This is a genomic window from Pedobacter hiemivivus, assembly GCF_005144565.1.
GTDB classification, from domain to species: Bacteria; Bacteroidota; Bacteroidia; order Sphingobacteriales; family Sphingobacteriaceae; genus Pedobacter; species Pedobacter hiemivivus.
In genome coordinates, this window is the sequence record NZ_SWDX01000003.1 from 194721 (window position 1) to 212698 (window position 17978).

The window sequence follows — 17978 nt, forward strand, 5'->3', positions numbered from 1 at the left end:
TTGTAGTGGAATTGTACTATTTAAAACGTTTTTAAACTGGTTTACACTATCTAAAATTAATTCAAAATCACACAAAAGAAAAAGTAGCAAGAAAACATTAGCTTCAATTGCCTAATACCGTAGTCGGTTTGAAATATTTTAATTATTCCTCTTTATAAATATTACTCGGAATTAAACCTTCACCGTCTACAAATTTGTCTACTGTGTGAAAATACTCTAGGTTATTCTCTCCCGTCCAGTAAGATTCAGGTGCATGTTCTACCATAAAAACTTGAAAAGTATTCTTTTTCTGTTCCACTACATTTTTTACAAATGAGTTTATCAACGAAAATGCATCAAGTAATTTTGTCTTGTCAGCATTGCCAACATTATCTCCATCTGCATAGTAAGGGATACTTGGTTGATCAATAAAAAGGAATTGCGGTACATGTTCTTGCCCTACAGCAATCATATGTTCATGGAGACCAAGGTAAAAACAAAGATGCATCATCATATAGTTTGATTTGCTACCAACGTTATCCAATGGGAAAATTTGACCTTCTGGAGTTAACTGAAGAACCATTTCTCTGCTATTAAAAGTAGTTCTTGCATTGCCGTATGAAGGAAGCGAACTTAGTTGATTATAATTGCGTTGTATGCTTGCATTAAGCTGCTCTTTCATATTCAACTTGATTTCTTGAGTATCCGATGGAACCCTTTCCAAATCGAGTTTTTCATCATTCAACTGATTGAATAAAATCGAATCAATAGGTTTAGGATTTGGCCTTTTAAGGAGTTGCTCGTAAGCATTTTTAAGTTCTCCAAGACGAATAAATCTTTTAGCTTCAGAAGGAATCTCTTTATTGATTAAACTCAACTTGTTAATTCTTGTTTCTAACACTTTCAACTCTTCATTTAATACTTTCATGTCACCCGAAACTTTAACAGGTTCCTCAACACGTTTCGAAAGATTGTCGCGAATTTTCAGAAGAGACGTTTCTAAGGAATCAACAAAAAGCTTTGTTTCATAAGATTGGACTAGTTGTTCTGAAAGGTTTTCATTAAGATATACGATAGGTTGTAGGCTATCTGCACATTTTTTTAGATTTCTTTTATAATATTCAAATTCCCGTTGATACCTGCTTATTGCTGCCAAACGGGCTTTCACATCTCCTTTCTCTCTATTAAGTCTATCTATTTCGGCAAAAACAGCTGTATTATCAACAACCTTTTTACTTTCAGCCACAATTGAATTCAAAATATCTAATGTAGATTCAATTGACTGAGGTTCCTCATCATAAGCTACAAACCCAAATTCTTTTGACTTTGCAAATAGCAAACTGGTCTGTGCTGCAAAATTCTGTTCAGTAGCTGCGTTACTCTTAATATCTTTTTCTATTTTCTTCAGTTCACTATTGATCTTCACTAATCTCTCTCTGGCTTTAATATTATCCATATCATTGACACCAATTATCAGATCAAAAATATGAGACAAAGCCTTTTCATATTCATCTTTCCCATAAAATGTTGTATCAAAATAAGTTCTGGAAGTTCCAATAATATCTTCTGTAAGTCCATTAAAAAGCAGAAAATAGCGGTAAGATAAATTGAAGCTGGTTCCACCCTGAGCTTTTCCATGTGGAAACCTCAATGCGTCAGTGATTCCAAACTCCTTATCTAAGATAGTCTTTGCTGTAGGTATCTCCATATTAGCCACCAAAGCATCTGGAAAATCGCCCTCATTAAAGCAAACCACAGAAGAAGAAGCCCCCTGTGCAGGAGACTGTCTTGCAATGGAAATTCTTTTATTATTGATCGTAAAAGATATCCCGAACCAAGATACATTTTCAACAATAGTATTGGCAATAGAGATCTTGCCAGATAAAAGGCAATAATCCATTATGCGCCAGAAACTAGTCTTCCCAGTCGTCGCTCCCCCAGTAATCACATTTACTTTATTTGGAAGAAAAACATAACTTTTTGGACTCGCCCCTTCTTCCCGGAACCACAGTCTAATTTCATGTAGAACAAACTTCATAATTGAACTTTTAATAGTTGATAAAGGCTAACTGTACTTAGGTTTTCAATCAGCGCTAAAAAATTAGGAATTACTTCCTGTATCGCAACGAATCTCTCTCCAAAATCCACACCGATAAACTCAAGCTTAGAGGAATATCGGATGTCTTTACCAATTGATATTTGCTGACTTTTACTTAATAGCAATAAAGCGTTTATGGAAACCGGAAGTAACGCTAAATAACGTTTATTAAAGGACATGAATAATCTCTCCCGCGATTTGAAAACCTCGTAAATTCCATATTCTGATGGATCATAATTTTTTAACCACTTAACTGTTTTATCATCCAATAAAAATGGCAAAATAAGACATGATCTCGCAATATCCCAAGTTTGAATTTCTTTCATTACTGAAAGGAACACGCAACTAGCTATAGCCTCATTATTATAAGTATAATAGATTTCTTTCATTCTTGAGCATATTTATTTTCCCAGTTCAAATGCCAACCTAAACGTAATTTATCAGATAGTGTATAAAAATGTCCATTACTAAATTCTACACCCAATTTTCCTTCTAAAATATCCAAATCCTGCTCTCGCAAATAATCAACAATATCAAGTGCAGCACAACAGATATCTTCTTCCAGATCATCCACAGGGATGCCTGAAGCAAGCTTTGTATTAATCGACCGATACTTTGCAGAAAATTTATTCTCCCAAATGAGTATCGCGTTTTCATCACATTTTCCACTTTCATGGGGAAACAAAAGATCATTGTCTAACCAATAAATGAATTGATTTAATACTTTTAACATTTGCTCGGTATATTTTAATATTTTTTTTGAGCCTGGAGTGATTTCGCCAATATCAATCAATTGCTTAATGAACGTTTGTGCTTCCAGATCTTCAGGAAGAAGAACAGGTAATTCCCTTCTTGGTAATGGCCGTTCCTGGAAGGCGATCGAGAAACATCTTCCAAAACGATTATTAAAATCTTCAAATGAGATTTCAAATGGCTTTCTATCTTTAATTTCCAAATATTTAGCAGTATGCAAAGCCGTAAATAAAGATTCAAAAATAGCCTCCATAATCACCTCACGTCTGGCTGTTTTCATCAGCTTATTTTTAATCCCTGATATCAAGTCGTCTACTCCCGTATCAATCTTCAACTTTAATAAAAAGACTTTTAAATCTTTTATATTAAGGTTAAGGATTTGCGTCAAATAATTTTCGATCGTTTTATTATTTGTACGTCTTTTAAACTCCCTTAACTTAGTTACAACATCTTTGATATTTCCATCCAACTGATAAGTAGATAAAGTAGTGATGAATTCATTAAAATGCTCATTTTTGTTGGTAAATAGAACAAATGAATATTTAGACAAAAACTCCTTACTGTCACTTTCTCCCTTAACCATACTGACCCAATTGCTAACCGTTTTCCATAGATCTTCATCAAGAGCTGTTAGATTCTGTATTTCTCCAGAGGCATTGGTTTGTACAGAATGTTTACCTTGAAAAAGGATTGTTGACCCATCATGCCTTTTGATGTGAACATCGTCCTTAACCTCAAAACCAATTGTGTCTCCATGAGAAATGTCGAGAATCAAATATATAAAGTAATAAAACTGATAGTCGAACCCTATTGCACTTGGACCAGCGGTGTGCTGTTCTTGAATCGAATTACTGTTAGACATATGAGATAATTAATTTAGGATTTGTTTAAACAAATATATTATAAAACGTGAGTCAAACGCTAATGTATAAGAATTGATTATTAAAAGCCTTATTCTTTATGTAATTTCTGGTATTATGACGCATATTCACCTAATGAATGAAAATGACCTTGCATTGAAATAAATAATGGCAGATTATAATCGACCCTTCAAAACTTCGTTGATCAATGAAAAAGTGGCTGTAAATAATGTTAAAATCATTATATTCTTTCATTCTTAAAGTAATTATAAAAATCATTTGCTCTTCTTTGTCAATTGCGCATTCATTAAAAATATTAAACATGAATGCAGTAGGCTACTTAAGATTAAGTACAAAAGATCAATCTAAATCTTTAGAATATCAAGAATCGATTATTCGGGATTATTGTAAAAGAAACAAGTTGACAATTCTTGAAATCTTCAAAGACAATGGTGAAAGCAGTGATACCTTTGATCGACGTAATTACCTCGAATTAGAGAAATTCATAAAAAAGCACAAAGGAAAATGTCAATACTTGATTGTCCTTGATCACGATCGCTTCAGTAGAAACCTCCCTGAAGCTTTAACAAAAATTGCAGAACTAGAGCGAAAACACAATGTAAAAGTGATTTCAACCAACGAACCTATTGATTTAGACACCTCAGATCCTGATGTTTTTATGAAACGGGCATTTGATTATCTTGTAGCTAATCGTGAACTTCTTACCATTAGAAATCGGACAAGGCAAGGAATTCGAAATGCTAAAGAAAATGGTAGACATCTAGGCAAAGCTCCATTTGGTTACCGAAATCTTAAAAACTCATGTAACGGCACCACAATAGAGGTTGAAGAGTCTCAATCTTTTATAATAGCAAAAATATTTAGAGATTATGATCTTGGAATCCCTCCAAATCTGATACATAAAAACATATTAGCCTTAGGCTTCAAAAATACAGGGAATAGCACTATAAGGAATATTCTGGAAAATTGCGTTTATGCTGGATTGATAAAGGTTCCGGCATACAAAAATCTCCCTACGAAATATGTCAAGGCCCTACACCCACCTATTATTTCGGAGGTTGACTTTTGGCGAGTTCAGAAATTACTGAAAAACAAACGTACAGAGCGTGTAAGAGAAAATGAGGAATTCCCGTTAAGAGGAGTTATAAAATGTCTATGCGGTCAAAACCTAAATGCAGGATGGACAAAAGGAAAAAGTAAATACTATTTATACTATAAATGCCCTGATCATCCTGGCACCAATATACCTGGCAAAGAAATCCATGGAAAATTTGAAGATTTATTAAAGCTTATAACGCTTCAAAAAAGTCTTGTAGAATCATTAAATGATAGTTTATCAGTGCTATTGAATGAATTATCAAATAAGAAATATGATCTCAAAAAAGAAAAGTCGAAATCTATTGAGATTTTAAACAAAAGAATGGCAAAGTTGGAGAATAAGTTCATAACTGACCAAATTTCTATTGCAACATACAGGGATTGGTCATTAAGAACAAAATCAGAAAGAGCAGCTATAGAAAAGACATTTCAGGAAAACCTAAATAAGAAGAAAAACCTTGAAAACCTGATTAAGAAGTTCAGTTCTGGCAGAATTAATCTTTATAAGATTTATAATGTATCTACTGTATTTCAAAAACACATGCTAGTTCGTATAATCTTCAGAAATAACCTTACATGGGACGCCGGTTTATTTACCTCATCGTATTTTAACGAATGCCTTCAATTCAACCTTCAAAAAAATAGCGTAAAGGTTTTATTGTCCGTTACAGAGCTTAAATCATTAACAGCAGAAGTAATAAACAAGGAGGAATTCGGATTAACTAAACCACAAATGAGAAGAGCAAGGAGAACAACAGATCAAAAAAGAAAGCCCGAGGAAATTGAAAAAGAATCTCAGTTCATTGATCTGATAACTCAGTTAGTAGCGGAAATCATAAAATCTGATATCCAAAACGAACAGCCAGAACACAAACCAACATAACAGACTGACAGTCAAAGATAAACAACAAAAGTATCGATAAAAACGTTAAAAAACTAATTTTTCTAAATAGTTAGAAAACAGTTAATTAAGGATTAAATAAAAGATTAAATTAGCTTAAAACAACCTAAAAGTATTGATTTTTCACTTTATTTTAAAAACACAAAGCCTTAACAGACAATCTGTTAAGGCTTTAGATAATGTACCCTGGAAGGGACTCGAACCCCTGACCCTCGGTTTAGAAAACCGACGCTCTATCCAGCTGAGCTACCAAGGCATCTCCCCGTTAGGGAACGCAAAGATAGAATTTTGGATGTAAACACACAAATCTATTTGCAATTTTTATTAGAATAAATGTACTTTTTAGATAACTACCTTTCTCTGTGGGAATTGCTGAATATGACTAATAATCAAATTTAGAATATAATCATCAGAAGGGTAAGGTTGCAACACCGACTTCAGCATTTCTGCTCCCTCAACATCAGTATTCGGAGAAATATATCCCATACCATAAAACTTTCCCTGTTCAACCAAAAGACAGCTTTTTTCATCCTCATTTCGCCCCTCACCCATCACTACAAAGGTCGGAAGTATGGTTTTTAAATACTCAATTGCATACTTCACCCTCACATTGTAAGCGGCGGCAGACTCTTTACCTACACAAGCCCCACTACACTTCCCTTCTTCATGATGGGTACAGGCAATCCGATTCTTCTGAATAAAACACAACTTCTCGCAAAGCAAATGCTCCTTGATCAAAAGCCTTAGTAAATCATAGCCCTCCAATTGCGTATTGAAACTATACAATGCAGGCGACTGCTTTTTATACTTATCAACCATGAGTCGCATATAGCCCTTTTGGTCTTCGAAAACATACAAACCATATTTCTGCTCATGACGCTTTAATGCACGGTTATTTTCAGGCCATAAACGCTTAATCTCTGTAGCTTCCAAAATAAAGGCCATCAATTCGGTTCCACAAACCTCAAAATCTACCGTATAAATGTGCTGAAGAAAATCCTGACGCTGTTTACTGATGTTATTCCCTGTAAAATGAGTACACACCCGCTTTTTAATGTTTTTGGCTTTACCAATATAGATCACCTTCCCTTTCTGGTCTTTAAAATAATAAACCCCAGGCACAGAAGGTAAGCGGTCTATCTGGCTTCTCGACAAATTAGGTGGTAACGCTTGTTCTTTCGAAAACTTATGAAGTGTTTGCGCAATGATATTTTCAGCATCCTCAGTAATCAACCTCGTTAACAATATCGCTGTAGCTGCTGCATCTCCACCGGCACGGTGCCTATTGCTCACAGAAATGTTCAAAGCAGCACAAAGTTTACCGAGGCTGTAAGATTTGTGCCCAGGCAATATTTTTCTACTTAACCGAACTGTACACAGCTTCCTGCTATTCAATTCATAACCACTCTGCATCAGTTGGTGCCTGATGAAAGAAAAATCGAAATTCACATTATGCGCTACAAAGATCTTATCATGTAGCAATTCATAGATCTGAGCAGCCACATCCTTAAATACAGGAGCCGCCATCACCATATCGTTGCTAATTCCGGTAAGTGATTCTATATAGGGTGGAATATCTTGCTCAGGATTAATCAATGTTTCAAAAACATCAACAACCTCTTGACCATCATGCACCAAAATAGAAATCTCTGTAATTCCATTTCCCGATGCAAACCCACCAGTAGTCTCAATATCTACAACAGCATATAACATTAAACTTTCATTAAACGATTAATAACGCAAATATGCTAATAATTTTAGCATTCAAAATGTAAATATTTCAATTGTCATCAGTTTTTATTTCCCAAATTTGATATATGGCATTAAAATAGTATACCATTAAATAACAAATGGGATACAATAATGTCTAAAAAAATATTAGCAGTTGATGATGATACGGAGATCGTTGAGGTCATCAAGATCATATTAGAAGATGAAGGTTATGAAGTTTCCACGCTTACAAATGGAAAAAATGTATTAAATGTAATATCATCGCTCAGGCCCGACCTTATTCTGTTAGACGTGATGCTAGGGGGAATGGATGGCAGGGAAATATGCAAATCCATAAAATCTCACGCCATATTTAAATATATTCCTATCGTTATGATATCTGCAAGCCACAATTTACAAAATCTGTTAAAACTACCAGGCTCTCCAAACGACTTCCTCTCCAAACCATTCGACATAGATCATCTTGTAAGCATGGTTAGAGCTCAGCTTCCTACCTGAGCTAAAAGTGTACTAATTATAGAATTTATAGTACTAAATTGTATATGATCGTTTAAAACAAGCTTAACTTGTTTCAATTTTTATAGGATTACTTAGCATTTTATGTATCGGACATTTATCCGCGATCACCAATAAACGTTGACGTTCGTCCTCAGTTAAATCCCCAGAAAACTCAATCTTCCTCGTTATCCTGGTTTCCTTATTCATTTCTTCTTCTTTACAAATAGCCAGTTCTATTTTGATCGCATCCAGATTATAGTTTTTTCGGTCTGCATACATCCTTATGGTGATGGCGGTACAACTACCTAAACTAGCCAACAATAATGCACCAGGAGGCATCCCTTCGTCTGTACCACCAATTTCCTCTGGTTCATCAGCATATATAAAATGTCCACCAGCGTACACTTTGGTTTTGTAATGAGATTTATCTAACTCCGTAATTGCTGTAATTTGATTGCTTGCCATAATTAAAAGTATAAAATCCAAAATACAACAAAGGCCGGAAAAATCCAGCCTTTGTTGTTTTATATTAAAAAAGAAATCATTCAGCTTCTCTTTTCACATACGTTTTATTACCATTTTTGTTAATGTAGTATTTTCCACCACGCGGACCAGTTAAGATCTCCTCACCGTTCGGGCCTTTTAAACTCCTATCAATAGTTGGTACATATTCTTTAGCAGTTGAACTCGCAGTAGTAGTTGCTTTTCTCGCTGTAGTTGTTGTTTTAGTGGTGGCTTTTGTAGCGGCTGCAGTTGCAGGTGCAGTTGCGGTCTCCTTAGCTCCTTTGTAACGTTTATCAGGCGTACCATCTTTTTTCATTCCAGGTACCGTTGCTGTTGCAGCAGCTCCTTCAGCGGCAGCTTTTTTGCTTGCAGCAGTTGCTTTTTTAGTTTCAGCTTTTGTTGCTTCTTTTGCTGCTGCTGCTTTAGCCCCTGCAGAGCGCATGTCAGGTGTACCGTCTTTTTTAAGCTTTACAGCAGCGGCAGCTGGTTTCTCTGCAGCAGCTTTTGTGGATGCTTTAACTTTTGCCGATTCTTTTTTAGCATCAGCTTTAGCCTTAGCTGCTTCTTTTTTAGCGGCAGCTTTGGTTTTAGCTGTCTGCTGTTGAGCTGTAGATACTGCAGCTGTTTGCGCCATGCTTAAGTTTACACATAAACCCAACATAGCAATCAAGGAAAATAACTTTTTCATAGTGTTTAAATAATCTGATTTCTAAAAAACGACTTGTTACCTTGTCAGGTAACCTTATACAATTTAGGGTATTTTGTCGAATTTATAAAAAAAATGTATTATTTAACACTAACTTAATTTCATTAAACTACATTCTAAATCTCAGAGATACAGACCTTCCCAGCGCTTGGGCAAGCTCTGGCTCAACTTTAAACGCTCCACCATTCTGAACCCACACATTTTTCTCATCCTTCACCAGAACAATATCCTGTCCATCAAAATTGATGTGAAGCTCGGTTGTCTCCTTATTGATAGCAGAACTATTTAATATCTCATAAATGTAGTCTGTATCCTTATATGTAATACGCATTGGCAGCCCCATAATCTTATCTCTAGGTTACAAAGGTAAGTTAAAATAAATTATAAGCTCAGGGAAACAACCGCGGTTGATAAATATCTCTCTCATTTCCTGACGAATTTTCAAAATTCGAGATAGAAATACCAAGCAATCTCACCCGCCTATCTGTAAAATCTATAGCCGCCAATAAGCTCTTCGAAATATCAAAAATCAACTCAAAAGTCGTCACTCCTTCTGCAAAGGATTTACTTCGTGTGATTTGCTTAAAATCACTAAACTTAACTTTCACTGTTACCGTCCGGCCAGACAAATGATATAGTTTAATTCGGTTGAATACCAATTGGCTAATCTTTTCCAATTCGCCGTTCATTTCGGCCAATTCAGTTAAATCATAGGAAAAGGTATCTTCGGCACCAACGGATTTAGTTTCCTGATTAGGCTCAACAGGCCTGTTATCGATTCCTCTTACAATCTTGTAAAAGAACAGTCCACTTTTCCCAAACAGATTGGCCAATTCCGTTTCGGATAACCTTTTTAAATCCGCACCATAATGCAATCCCCTCAATTTCATTTTTGCCGCCGTCACCTTCCCTACTCCATAAAATTTTTCGACAGGCAACTGCTCAATAAATTTTTCAACCTTCGACGGCCCAATAAAGGTTAAGCCATCAGGTTTATTCATATCAGAAGCTATTTTCGCGACAAACTTATTTACCGAGACGCCTGCCGAGGCAGTTAGCTGAAGTTCTTCCTTGATAGCTTGTTTAATTTCTTTGGCAATGTCAATTGCAGAGCCTATGCCGAGCTTATCGTCTGTAACATCCAGATAAGCCTCATCTAATGATAAAGGTTGTATCAAGTCAGTATAACGATGAAAAATTTCACGGATATGTCTGGATACTTCTTTATAAGCCGCAAATCTGGGGTAAACAAAGATAAGATGTGGACATAATTTTAGCGCTTGTTTAGATGACATGGCCGAGTGCACGCCATACTTCCGGGCTTCGTAGCTTGCTGTCGCCACCACGCCACCTCTTCCTTCAGGAGAGCCACCCACTGCAATAGCCTTCCCCAGCAGCTCAGGGTTGTCCCTTTGCTCTACAGAAGCATAAAATGAATCCATATCAATATGAATTATTTTACGGTATTGCTTTTTCTCTATATGATCATCCATAAGCTAAAACAAGAAAGGCCCACAATCTGCGGGCCTTTCTTGTAATAATTCAAAGAATATTATTTTACATTCTTTTTTTCAGTTACTTCAGTACGAATTTCTTGTGCTAAGCCTTTTAAATCTTGCATTGCTTTACGTACTCTGGTACCAGCAGCACCGTTACCTGAATTATAAAATTTGTCCGCATCAGCCTCTACGCCAGCGATTAATTCTTTAAGTTTTGAAAATTTTTCCATGTTTTTCTTTCGTTTAAGATTTTAAAATATATGATATAACGCTCTAAAGTATATAATTATTGGATTTTCACCAAATGATTTTTTATCAAAAAGGTCATTTTTCACCTAATTGAAGTAATCTGACAGGGTATTACAGCATTTTAAGTTAAGTGTTTTATGCGCTTTATCTCTCAACTTTCGGATCCGATCCCGCCCCAAATTAAAGATTGGCTCCATGTCATCCAGACTCGTTTTCGGGTAACCATTGATGCCATAAAACAACATCAATATCTTTTGTTCCCTTTTGGGCAAGATACTCAAGGACCTATTCAGATCCACCAGCAAAGAGGTGTTAAAGGTAAGGTGGTCACTCCCTGGGATGCTTTTGTCGCCAATGATATCTAACAAAGTAAAGCCATTCTTTTCATCAGCAATGTGGTCTAATGAATAAGGCCTTACTGTACTATTTAAATAACAAGCAATCTTATCCGTACTCAGCGTAGTATGTGCTACCAGTTCTTCAACTGTTGGCGTCCTTTCCAGCTTTTGCTCCAATTCGATAATTGCCCTATTAATCGTTTCAATAGCCAGCACCTGGTTAATCGGCAAACGCACCAGCCGCTTCTGCTCTGCAATAGCCAGCAAAATAGACTGCCGAATCCACCACACTGCAAACGAGATAAATTTAAACCCTTTGGTATCGTCAAAACGGCTTGCTGCCTTGATCAGACCAATATTGCCCTCACTGATTAAATCACTCAACTTCAATCCCCGCTCCTGATATTTCTTCGCCACCGAAACCACAAAACGCAAATTACCTTTAACCAACTGCTGTAATGCGCCAATATCTCCTTTGCGTATCCTGGCCGCCAAACTAATTTCATCCTCAACACTAAGCAGATCTATTTTACCTATATCATTTAAATACCGCTCTACCGAATCAGAATCCCTTCGGGTAATAGATCGTATTACTCTAAACTGTTTCATGCCTAATCTCAATAAAGTTTAACAACATTTCAGCAAAGCTCAAAAGCTAAAATGGAATTATCTTTACCTCAACCCAAATACAGCGGTTTCAACCGTGTTATGAGCAAATCACCGTACAATATTAGGTTTAAGAGATTTCCAGTCTTCTCAAATAAAATATAATTGTGCAGCGTAAATACAACAGACAACCCTAAATAGGTTGTCTGTTGGTAATAACAGTTTTGTTTATATGCTCCCCGTCATCCTGAGTTTATCTCAGGACCTCGCACTAGCAAGGGTGGTCTTTCTCTTGCGAGATCCCGGTCTCCACCGGGATGACGACCGTATTAATAGAACCATGTTAGTGGATCCTGATACCGGTCTGCGCCGGCATGACGAATTCAGGATGACGATCGCGTAATTAAGGCTTAAACCCAAGTACAGCAAAAACAGGTAAATGATCAGAAGCCTCAGGAGCCGAAATCACTTGATGCGCCTGAACCGTCATTGGTTTCTTTGTCGTATAACCTACAAAATCAATACATTTAGTGGGTTTATTGGCAGGTATCGTCGGTCCACAAGTGAAACAAGTTCTCGTAAAAACCTCATCCATAGCCACAATCACCTCGCTGCCCGGCACCGCATTAAAATCTCCTGTAATAATAAATGGAGTACGCTCCTTTAATGCAATTGCATTGATCTCCTTAATTTGCAGACTCCTATTTGTAGGATTACTTGTTGCATCCAAATGTGTATTTGCAAAACGAATCACCTTACCTGAGGGTAAAACTACCTTGGCCGTAACCAATACACGCGGCTCCGCATTTGTTGAGGGATCAGAACTTAAAGGATAAACCTGAGCCTCGCTGAGCTCATACTTACTTAAAATCGCAACACCATATCCTCCACCCTGGTAATCGATCGCTTTAGCGAAGTAATAATGCATATTGGTTTTTGCCGCAAGTTCCTTTGCCTGGTTAATCTCTTTGCCGGAGCGTATAGTATTCACATCGATCTCTTGTAACCCAACCAAATCTGGCTTTGCCGCATTAATTACCGCAGCAATTGCATTTAAGTCTATCACTTCAGGCTTTGCCGGGGGATTACAGTGGTGAACATTGTAGGACATGACTTTAATTGTTTCCTGATCTTTATCTCCAGGTTTAGCCAAATGCTTCTTTTCTGAACAAGATGATAACAGAAAACAAGTACCGGCAATAAAACAGATAAATAGATGCTTCATATTTTAATAATTAGGATTTTGAGTAATACCTGGATTCGCTTGTATTTCTAATTGTGGGATTGGCCATAAGAAATCTCTGTTTGCCTTGGCCGATTGCGTTTCTACTGGCACTGCGATACCTGTCAGCGGGTCAATAGCCCCGGTAACGGCTCCATTCATCACCTCTTCAAATATCCCCCAACGCCTGATATCATAATACCTTACACCTTCAAATGCAAGTTCCACCCTACGCTCACGTCTAACCAGCTCCCGTAATTTGTCCTTCGTGTTATACACCGCCACATTTACATTTGGCATGCCGGCGCGGTTTCTAATTTCGTTTAAATATTTAACCACATCAGGATTAGCAAAGTCATCCGTCTCAATAAGTGCTTCAACATAAGTCAGTAAAACCTCGGCATATCTGATGATCATAAAGTCAAGGGTTTTCGTCCCTGTTTTATCTTTTGGATCAAGATACTTGTTCTGCCAGTATCCAGTCGCAGTAGAATTCTGCGCACCAATTTTATCATTATTAGCAGGATTCAGGTCAAAAGGCTTCAATACCAACGCAGCATAAGTCTGGTCAGGAAACAATACTGAAGCTGCCAGCCTTGGATCCCTATTGTTCTTGTATTTCGGTTCTTTTAAATAAATAGCCAACGAATCAGGCCCCAGCTCGTAAATCGTTTTCCCCTGTTTGGTTTCATAACTATTGATCATATCTGAAGTTGGCGACAATACCGTTTTACCACCTACACCCTGAGGCGCAAAAGTTGACCAAGCCCCCGAGCATCCATTTTCCCTAAAAAAGATCCTTTCCTTATTTAACTCCCCTGTATAAAGAAATAAATCTGCATAGCTATTCTTTACATTTGCACTTTTGTATAAAGCATAAACATCCAATTTAATGACCTCCTTTGCCGCATTTTTAGCGACTTCATAGTGCTTATAAAAAGTGGCCAATCTGGTAATCAGTGCCCAGCATACCCCAGAAGTAATGCGTTTAATCTCTGCATTGGTGTATTCCTTAGGCAATTGACCGGCGCATTCCGTTAACTCAGCCAGTACAAAATCATAAACTTCCTTTTCGGTATTCCTTTTCAGGTAACTCGCATCCGGAACCACAGAATTGGTCATCAATGGAACCCCACCAAAAAACAACAATAGCTCCATATGATAATACGCCCTTAATGCTCTGGCTTCATACTTATACCTGGTTTTCAACTCTTCATCCATATAGCAATTGTCTACATTTTCTAAAAAGCGGTTCGCACGTCTAATCGTCTTATAATCATCTCTCCATATACCTAATCCTACCCCCCAAGTACCATTCTGCAATCCTTTTACATAAGACTCGTAATCGCCTCTTGCAGCACCCTGACGTGAAACATTCTCATCCGCCATGGCAGACAAAAACAGTATTTGTCTACCCGAAGCTCCATCCGGTATACCAACATATGCTGTGTTTAGCGCATTTGTCGCATCAGTTTGTGTTTTCCAAAATTCTTCATCCGAAATACTCTGTGGATGATCATGTGTCAGAAACTTTTCGCAGGATGTGAATGTGATCAACATCATGCCTATGATAAAATAAAATCCCTTTTTCATCTGTAGCCTATTAAAATTGAACGTTTAAACCAAATGTGTATGTTTTCATAATTCCGTATGTCCATTCGTCCCCCCGACTTTCCGGATCAGTTATTTTTAAAGAGGAGAACGTAACTGGATTTTGGGCATTCACATAAAAACGGATAGCGCTGATGCCCATCTGCTTCACAAATGAATTATCCAGATCATAACCTAACTGAATAAACTTAACCCTTAAATAAGCGGCGTTCTGAAACCAGAAATCGGATGACAACCTGTTATTAGATGGTGCAGTTGAGATCCGTGGATAACGGGCATCGGTACGTTGCGGCGTCCAGTAATTATTGGCATAATATACTGTGGGCACCCCACCATTCCCACTCATATCCAATGGAAATGCAAATTCATTTAACAAGGGGGCATCACTCTTCCCTGTACCCTGCAGTAAAAACTCCAGATTTATCTTTTTATAAGCAATTCTAAAATTTGCGAAATAATCCAATTCAGGGGTTGGATTACCAATATTTGTTTGGTCATCAGCATCAATAATACCATTCCTATTCAAATCAAGATACTTAATATCCCCAGGCTTTGCATCTTTAAGCATGGGCACCAATGGCGTACCATTGTTATCATAATCACTGCTTTGCAACAATCCATTTGTGCGGTAACCATAAAAACTACCGATACTTCCGCTCTCCTCATTAATAGTAGTCGTAGTTAGATAAGGTCCGCCCTTTAATGATAAAATAGTGTTTTTATTATAAGTAACTCCCGGAGAGAATGAAAAATCTACATGTTGTCCAAAACGCTCATTATAATTAAAAGACAGCTCAAGACCTCTGTTTTTAACCTTTCCAGCGTTAATCGGCACCACACCTTCAAAACCGCCAATCAAGGGCAATTGTGGGTTCAAAATGATCCCATCAGTAACTTTGTCGTAATAATCGAAGGTCAGCCCGAGTTTGTTATTTTTAAAGAGCGATAAATCCATACCAATATCCAACATGTTCACCGTTTCCCAGGATACATCTGCGTTCCCATAGGTTGCTTCCTGCCCGTTGCTACTACTAATTAAGGTCTGATATTTATACAAACCTATATTTTCATTACCCAGCTGCCCATAAGAAGCCCTTAATTTCAAACTATTAATAGCCTTCATCCCTTTCATAAATCCCTCATTGTGAACATTCCAGCCCACAGCGCCGGATGGAAAGAAGCCAAACTTATTTCCCGGACCAAAGCGGGAAGAACCATCGGTACGAACAGTACCTTCCAACAGATACTTATCCTTATAGGAATAGTTTAATTTAGCATAACCAGATACCATCGAATATATATCCCACTCTCCACTATTCGTTTCCTCCTGAGAATAACCCGCCATCGCAAACAAATAATGATCTTTAACCTTCAATGTATAATCTACATTACCGCCGATATAATAATAGGTTGTTCTGGCCATGCCAGCATCTCTTTGAGCAGTCCAGGATTGTAAGAGCTGACCATTATAATAATCGAAGAAATTATAAGCATCTCTTACGTCCCGCGTAGCATCACTGTTTAACCTAAAACTAAACTGACCTTTAACGTTAAAATTCTTAAACACTTCCCATTTAGGTTGCAAATTGATGCTGGTCTGCCCACTTTCAAAATTTCTAACACCTCCTCTTTCGGCATAGGCCAGTGGGTTTACAATATCCACGTACCTTCCATAAATAGTAGGCACACCATCCTTTTCTGGATATTTAGGTAAAACAGTTGGCGGCGTACGGTAAATATCCTGCAACAACCTATTTCCATTGCTCCCACTTGGTCTGTTTGGCTGTGTGGTATTTCTTTTTATGGCCAGCATATCCAGGTTTACCAGAAAATTCTTACTCAATGAAGTAGAAGTATTTGCCCTGATGGTGATGCGATTGGCATCATTTACTGGCAACATTCCCTTTTGATAAAGGTAATTGCCACTAAGGGCAAACCTACTCGTATTGTTACCACCACTTACAGAAACAGAATGACTAGTAATTTCGGCCGACCTGTCGATGATCAGATCCCCCCAATTTGTATTTGGGTATTTAACAGGATCCACATTATTGATGGTATTCTGAATATCTTCTTCCGAATAAAACAAAGGCTTGCCTGCATTTAACTGCCCTTCATTATACATATTCATATAGGTAGGTGCATCAACCGTATTTGGTAAATAAGAAGGCGAAGCCAGGCCAAAATAACTATCATAGGCCACTCTAACCTTACCCGGCACGCCTCGTTTAGTCGTTACCAGAATAACCCCATTTGCTGCCCTTGCGCCATAAATTGCCGCTGCTGCAGCATCCTTCAATACGGTAACACTTTCTACCGTAACCGGATCAATATAGTTCATATCCATAGGAATCCCATCCACCAAAACCAGCGGATTAGAGTTCCCCAACGTACTAATCCCCCTTATTTTTATCGTTGCTGCATCACCACCGGGCAAACCAGAGTTCTGTGTCACATTGATTCCGGTTACCCCACCCTGAAGGGCTTGCGATAGCGAAGTAATCGGCTTTCCTACAATCTGCGAGTTCACATCCAGCGAAGCGATAGAACTGGCAATGTGTTTCTTCTGCTGCTCAGATAAGCCAACTACGACGATCTCATTCAAGGCAGAAATGTTCTCTTTCAGAGAAACATTCAAACTTTTATCGGCTCTCAAAACCGTATACTCAAAGCTTAGGTAACTGATCATGGAGAAAACCAAAACATCATTCTTTTTGGCTTTAATCGTAAAATAACCATCCCCATCTGTCGTAGTTCCGGTTGTCGAACCTTTTATTCTGATACTAACGCCGGGCAATACACTAGGCGGTTCGTGCGTATCATATACCCGTCCACGAAGTGTTACCAAACTATCTTGCACAACACCCCGCGCTCTTTCTTTGGATAAGATGACAATCTGCCTACCCGAAATCGTGTAAGTAAGTCCGCTATCTTTTAGCGCTTTATCCAGAATCTCTTTAACTGTTTTATTGTTCAGTTTCAGGTTTAGCTCTTCGTACTTATTTAATTTAATAAAATCGTCTTTATAAAGGATCTGGTAATCACTTTGCTTTTGAATTTGCTGAAATAATTCTGGTAAATTACCTCTTACAAGGTCTATGTTCATCTTAAGCTGAGCAGATGTATTGGCATAAGTGGTCATCATCCCCATCCATAATAAAACCATTGTTACTTTCATAGTTCTTATTATTCTAGTTTTGAGCCTTAAATAAAATGCATGAGGTTCACATACATGAAGTTTTTTCATATTTTTGTTAATGAGTTAAATAGTAGCTTGAATTAGTTATTGTTGGAAGGAGGTGTT

Annotated in this window: 15 protein-coding genes and 1 tRNA gene; 2 read left to right on the forward strand and 14 right to left on the reverse strand. The window is 37.5% G+C overall.

Annotation, left to right across the window (positions count from 1 at the left end; translation table 11 throughout):
* Window positions 1–142: 142 nt before the first annotated feature.
* The 3 genes from FBD94_RS07980 to FBD94_RS07990 are packed head-to-tail and all read right to left on the reverse strand — an operon-like array spanning window position 143 to window position 3692.
* Window positions 143–2017 (reverse strand): DUF3732 domain-containing protein, encoded by a 1875-nt coding sequence (locus FBD94_RS07980; RefSeq protein ID WP_136879810.1) that lies wholly within the window; start codon window positions 2015–2017, stop codon window positions 143–145.
* A complete protein-coding gene (locus FBD94_RS07985; protein WP_136879811.1) occupies window positions 2014–2466 on the reverse strand; it encodes a three component ABC system middle component in 453 nt (150 codons plus the stop codon). Before FBD94_RS07985 ends, FBD94_RS07980 begins: the two co-directional genes overlap by 4 nt.
* The gene (locus tag FBD94_RS07990; protein WP_136879812.1) at window positions 2463–3692 is read right to left on the reverse strand and encodes a hypothetical protein; all 1230 of its coding nucleotides are present in this window, start codon (window positions 3690–3692) and stop codon (window positions 2463–2465) included. Before FBD94_RS07990 ends, FBD94_RS07985 begins: the two co-directional genes overlap by 4 nt.
* Before the next feature lie 320 nt (window positions 3693–4012).
* On the opposite strand from FBD94_RS07990, the gene FBD94_RS07995 reads away from it, so the two are divergent.
* Complete coding sequence (locus FBD94_RS07995; protein WP_169472248.1) at window positions 4013–5692, forward strand: recombinase family protein; 1680 nt, start codon at window positions 4013–4015, stop codon at window positions 5690–5692.
* 200 nt (window positions 5693–5892) lie between these two features.
* Here FBD94_RS07995 and FBD94_RS08000 read toward each other — a convergent pair.
* Together FBD94_RS08000 and FBD94_RS08005 are read right to left on the reverse strand one after the other, a co-directional pair.
* A tRNA-Arg gene (locus tag FBD94_RS08000) sits at window positions 5893–5966 on the reverse strand.
* A gap of 86 nt (window positions 5967–6052) precedes the next feature.
* Complete coding sequence (locus FBD94_RS08005; RefSeq protein WP_136879814.1) at window positions 6053–7423, reverse strand: exonuclease domain-containing protein; 1371 nt, start codon at window positions 7421–7423, stop codon at window positions 6053–6055.
* 150 nt (window positions 7424–7573) lie between these two features.
* Here FBD94_RS08005 and FBD94_RS08010 point away from each other — a divergent pair, with 150 nt between their 5' ends.
* Entirely contained in the window at window positions 7574–7939 is a 366-nt protein-coding gene (locus FBD94_RS08010) for a response regulator transcription factor (protein ID WP_131611575.1), read from the forward strand.
* A 63-nt stretch (window positions 7940–8002) separates the two neighbouring features.
* On the opposite strand, the gene FBD94_RS08015 is transcribed toward FBD94_RS08010, so the two are convergent.
* The 9 genes from FBD94_RS08015 to FBD94_RS08055 all read right to left on the reverse strand — a co-directional run bounded on the left by FBD94_RS08015 (window position 8003) and on the right by FBD94_RS08055 (window position 17852).
* A complete protein-coding gene (locus FBD94_RS08015; RefSeq protein ID WP_136879815.1) occupies window positions 8003–8404 on the reverse strand; it encodes an OsmC family protein in 402 nt (133 codons plus the stop codon).
* A gap of 76 nt (window positions 8405–8480) precedes the next feature.
* On the reverse strand, window positions 8481–9131 hold the full coding sequence (locus FBD94_RS08020) for a hypothetical protein (protein WP_136879816.1): 651 nt from the start codon (window positions 9129–9131) through the stop codon (window positions 8481–8483).
* A 127-nt stretch (window positions 9132–9258) separates the two neighbouring features.
* Window positions 9259–9480: a hypothetical protein gene (locus FBD94_RS08025; protein ID WP_235884407.1), complete on the reverse strand. Its 222-nt coding sequence runs from the start codon at window positions 9478–9480 to the stop codon at window positions 9259–9261.
* Window positions 9481–9538: 58 nt separating this feature from the next.
* Entirely contained in the window at window positions 9539–10642 is a 1104-nt protein-coding gene (dinB, locus tag FBD94_RS08030) for a DNA polymerase IV (RefSeq protein ID WP_136879818.1), read from the reverse strand.
* A gap of 59 nt (window positions 10643–10701) precedes the next feature.
* The gene (locus tag FBD94_RS08035; RefSeq protein WP_131611565.1) at window positions 10702–10878 is read right to left on the reverse strand and encodes a histone H1; all 177 of its coding nucleotides are present in this window, start codon (window positions 10876–10878) and stop codon (window positions 10702–10704) included.
* A 105-nt stretch (window positions 10879–10983) separates the two neighbouring features.
* Complete coding sequence (locus FBD94_RS08040; RefSeq protein ID WP_136879819.1) at window positions 10984–11844, reverse strand: sigma-70 family RNA polymerase sigma factor; 861 nt, start codon at window positions 11842–11844, stop codon at window positions 10984–10986.
* Window positions 11845–12244: 400 nt separating this feature from the next.
* Entirely contained in the window at window positions 12245–13066 is an 822-nt protein-coding gene (locus tag FBD94_RS08045; RefSeq protein WP_136879820.1) for an endonuclease/exonuclease/phosphatase family protein, read from the reverse strand.
* Window positions 13067–13069: 3 nt separating this feature from the next.
* Window positions 13070–14656, reverse strand: a complete 1587-nt coding sequence (locus tag FBD94_RS08050) for a RagB/SusD family nutrient uptake outer membrane protein (RefSeq protein ID WP_131611559.1) — start codon at window positions 14654–14656, stop codon at window positions 13070–13072.
* Between the two features lie 10 nt (window positions 14657–14666).
* Window positions 14667–17852: a TonB-dependent receptor gene (locus FBD94_RS08055; protein WP_235884408.1), complete on the reverse strand. Its 3186-nt coding sequence runs from the start codon at window positions 17850–17852 to the stop codon at window positions 14667–14669.
* Between the last annotated feature and the right edge of the window lie 126 nt (window positions 17853–17978).

Bases quoted from the DNA above. Each gene is read 5' to 3' on its own strand.
- FBD94_RS07980 (WP_136879810.1), bottom strand. From the start codon at position 2,017: ATGAAGTTTGTTCTACATGAAATTAGACTGTGGTTCCGGGAAGAAGGG.
- FBD94_RS07985 (WP_136879811.1), bottom strand. From the start codon at position 2,466: ATGAAAGAAATCTATTATACTTATAATAATGAGGCTATAGCTAGTTGC.
- FBD94_RS07990 (WP_136879812.1), bottom strand. From the start codon at position 3,692: ATGTCTAACAGTAATTCGATTCAAGAACAGCACACCGCTGGTCCAAGT.
- FBD94_RS07995 (WP_169472248.1), top strand. From the start codon at position 4,013: ATGAATGCAGTAGGCTACTTAAGATTAAGTACAAAAGATCAATCTAAA.
- FBD94_RS08005 (WP_136879814.1), bottom strand. From the start codon at position 7,423: ATGTTATATGCTGTTGTAGATATTGAGACTACTGGTGGGTTTGCATCG.
- FBD94_RS08010 (WP_131611575.1), top strand. From the start codon at position 7,574: ATGTCTAAAAAAATATTAGCAGTTGATGATGATACGGAGATCGTTGAG.
- FBD94_RS08015 (WP_136879815.1), bottom strand. From the start codon at position 8,404: ATGGCAAGCAATCAAATTACAGCAATTACGGAGTTAGATAAATCTCAT.
- FBD94_RS08020 (WP_136879816.1), bottom strand. From the start codon at position 9,131: ATGAAAAAGTTATTTTCCTTGATTGCTATGTTGGGTTTATGTGTAAAC.
- FBD94_RS08025 (WP_235884407.1), bottom strand. From the start codon at position 9,480: ATGCGTATTACATATAAGGATACAGACTACATTTATGAGATATTAAAT.
- dinB (WP_136879818.1), bottom strand. From the start codon at position 10,642: ATGGATGATCATATAGAGAAAAAGCAATACCGTAAAATAATTCATATT.
- FBD94_RS08035 (WP_131611565.1), bottom strand. From the start codon at position 10,878: ATGGAAAAATTTTCAAAACTTAAAGAATTAATCGCTGGCGTAGAGGCT.
- FBD94_RS08040 (WP_136879819.1), bottom strand. From the start codon at position 11,844: ATGAAACAGTTTAGAGTAATACGATCTATTACCCGAAGGGATTCTGAT.
- FBD94_RS08045 (WP_136879820.1), bottom strand. From the start codon at position 13,066: ATGAAGCATCTATTTATCTGTTTTATTGCCGGTACTTGTTTTCTGTTA.
- FBD94_RS08050 (WP_131611559.1), bottom strand. From the start codon at position 14,656: ATGAAAAAGGGATTTTATTTTATCATAGGCATGATGTTGATCACATTC.
- FBD94_RS08055 (WP_235884408.1), bottom strand. From the start codon at position 17,852: ATGAAAGTAACAATGGTTTTATTATGGATGGGGATGATGACCACTTAT.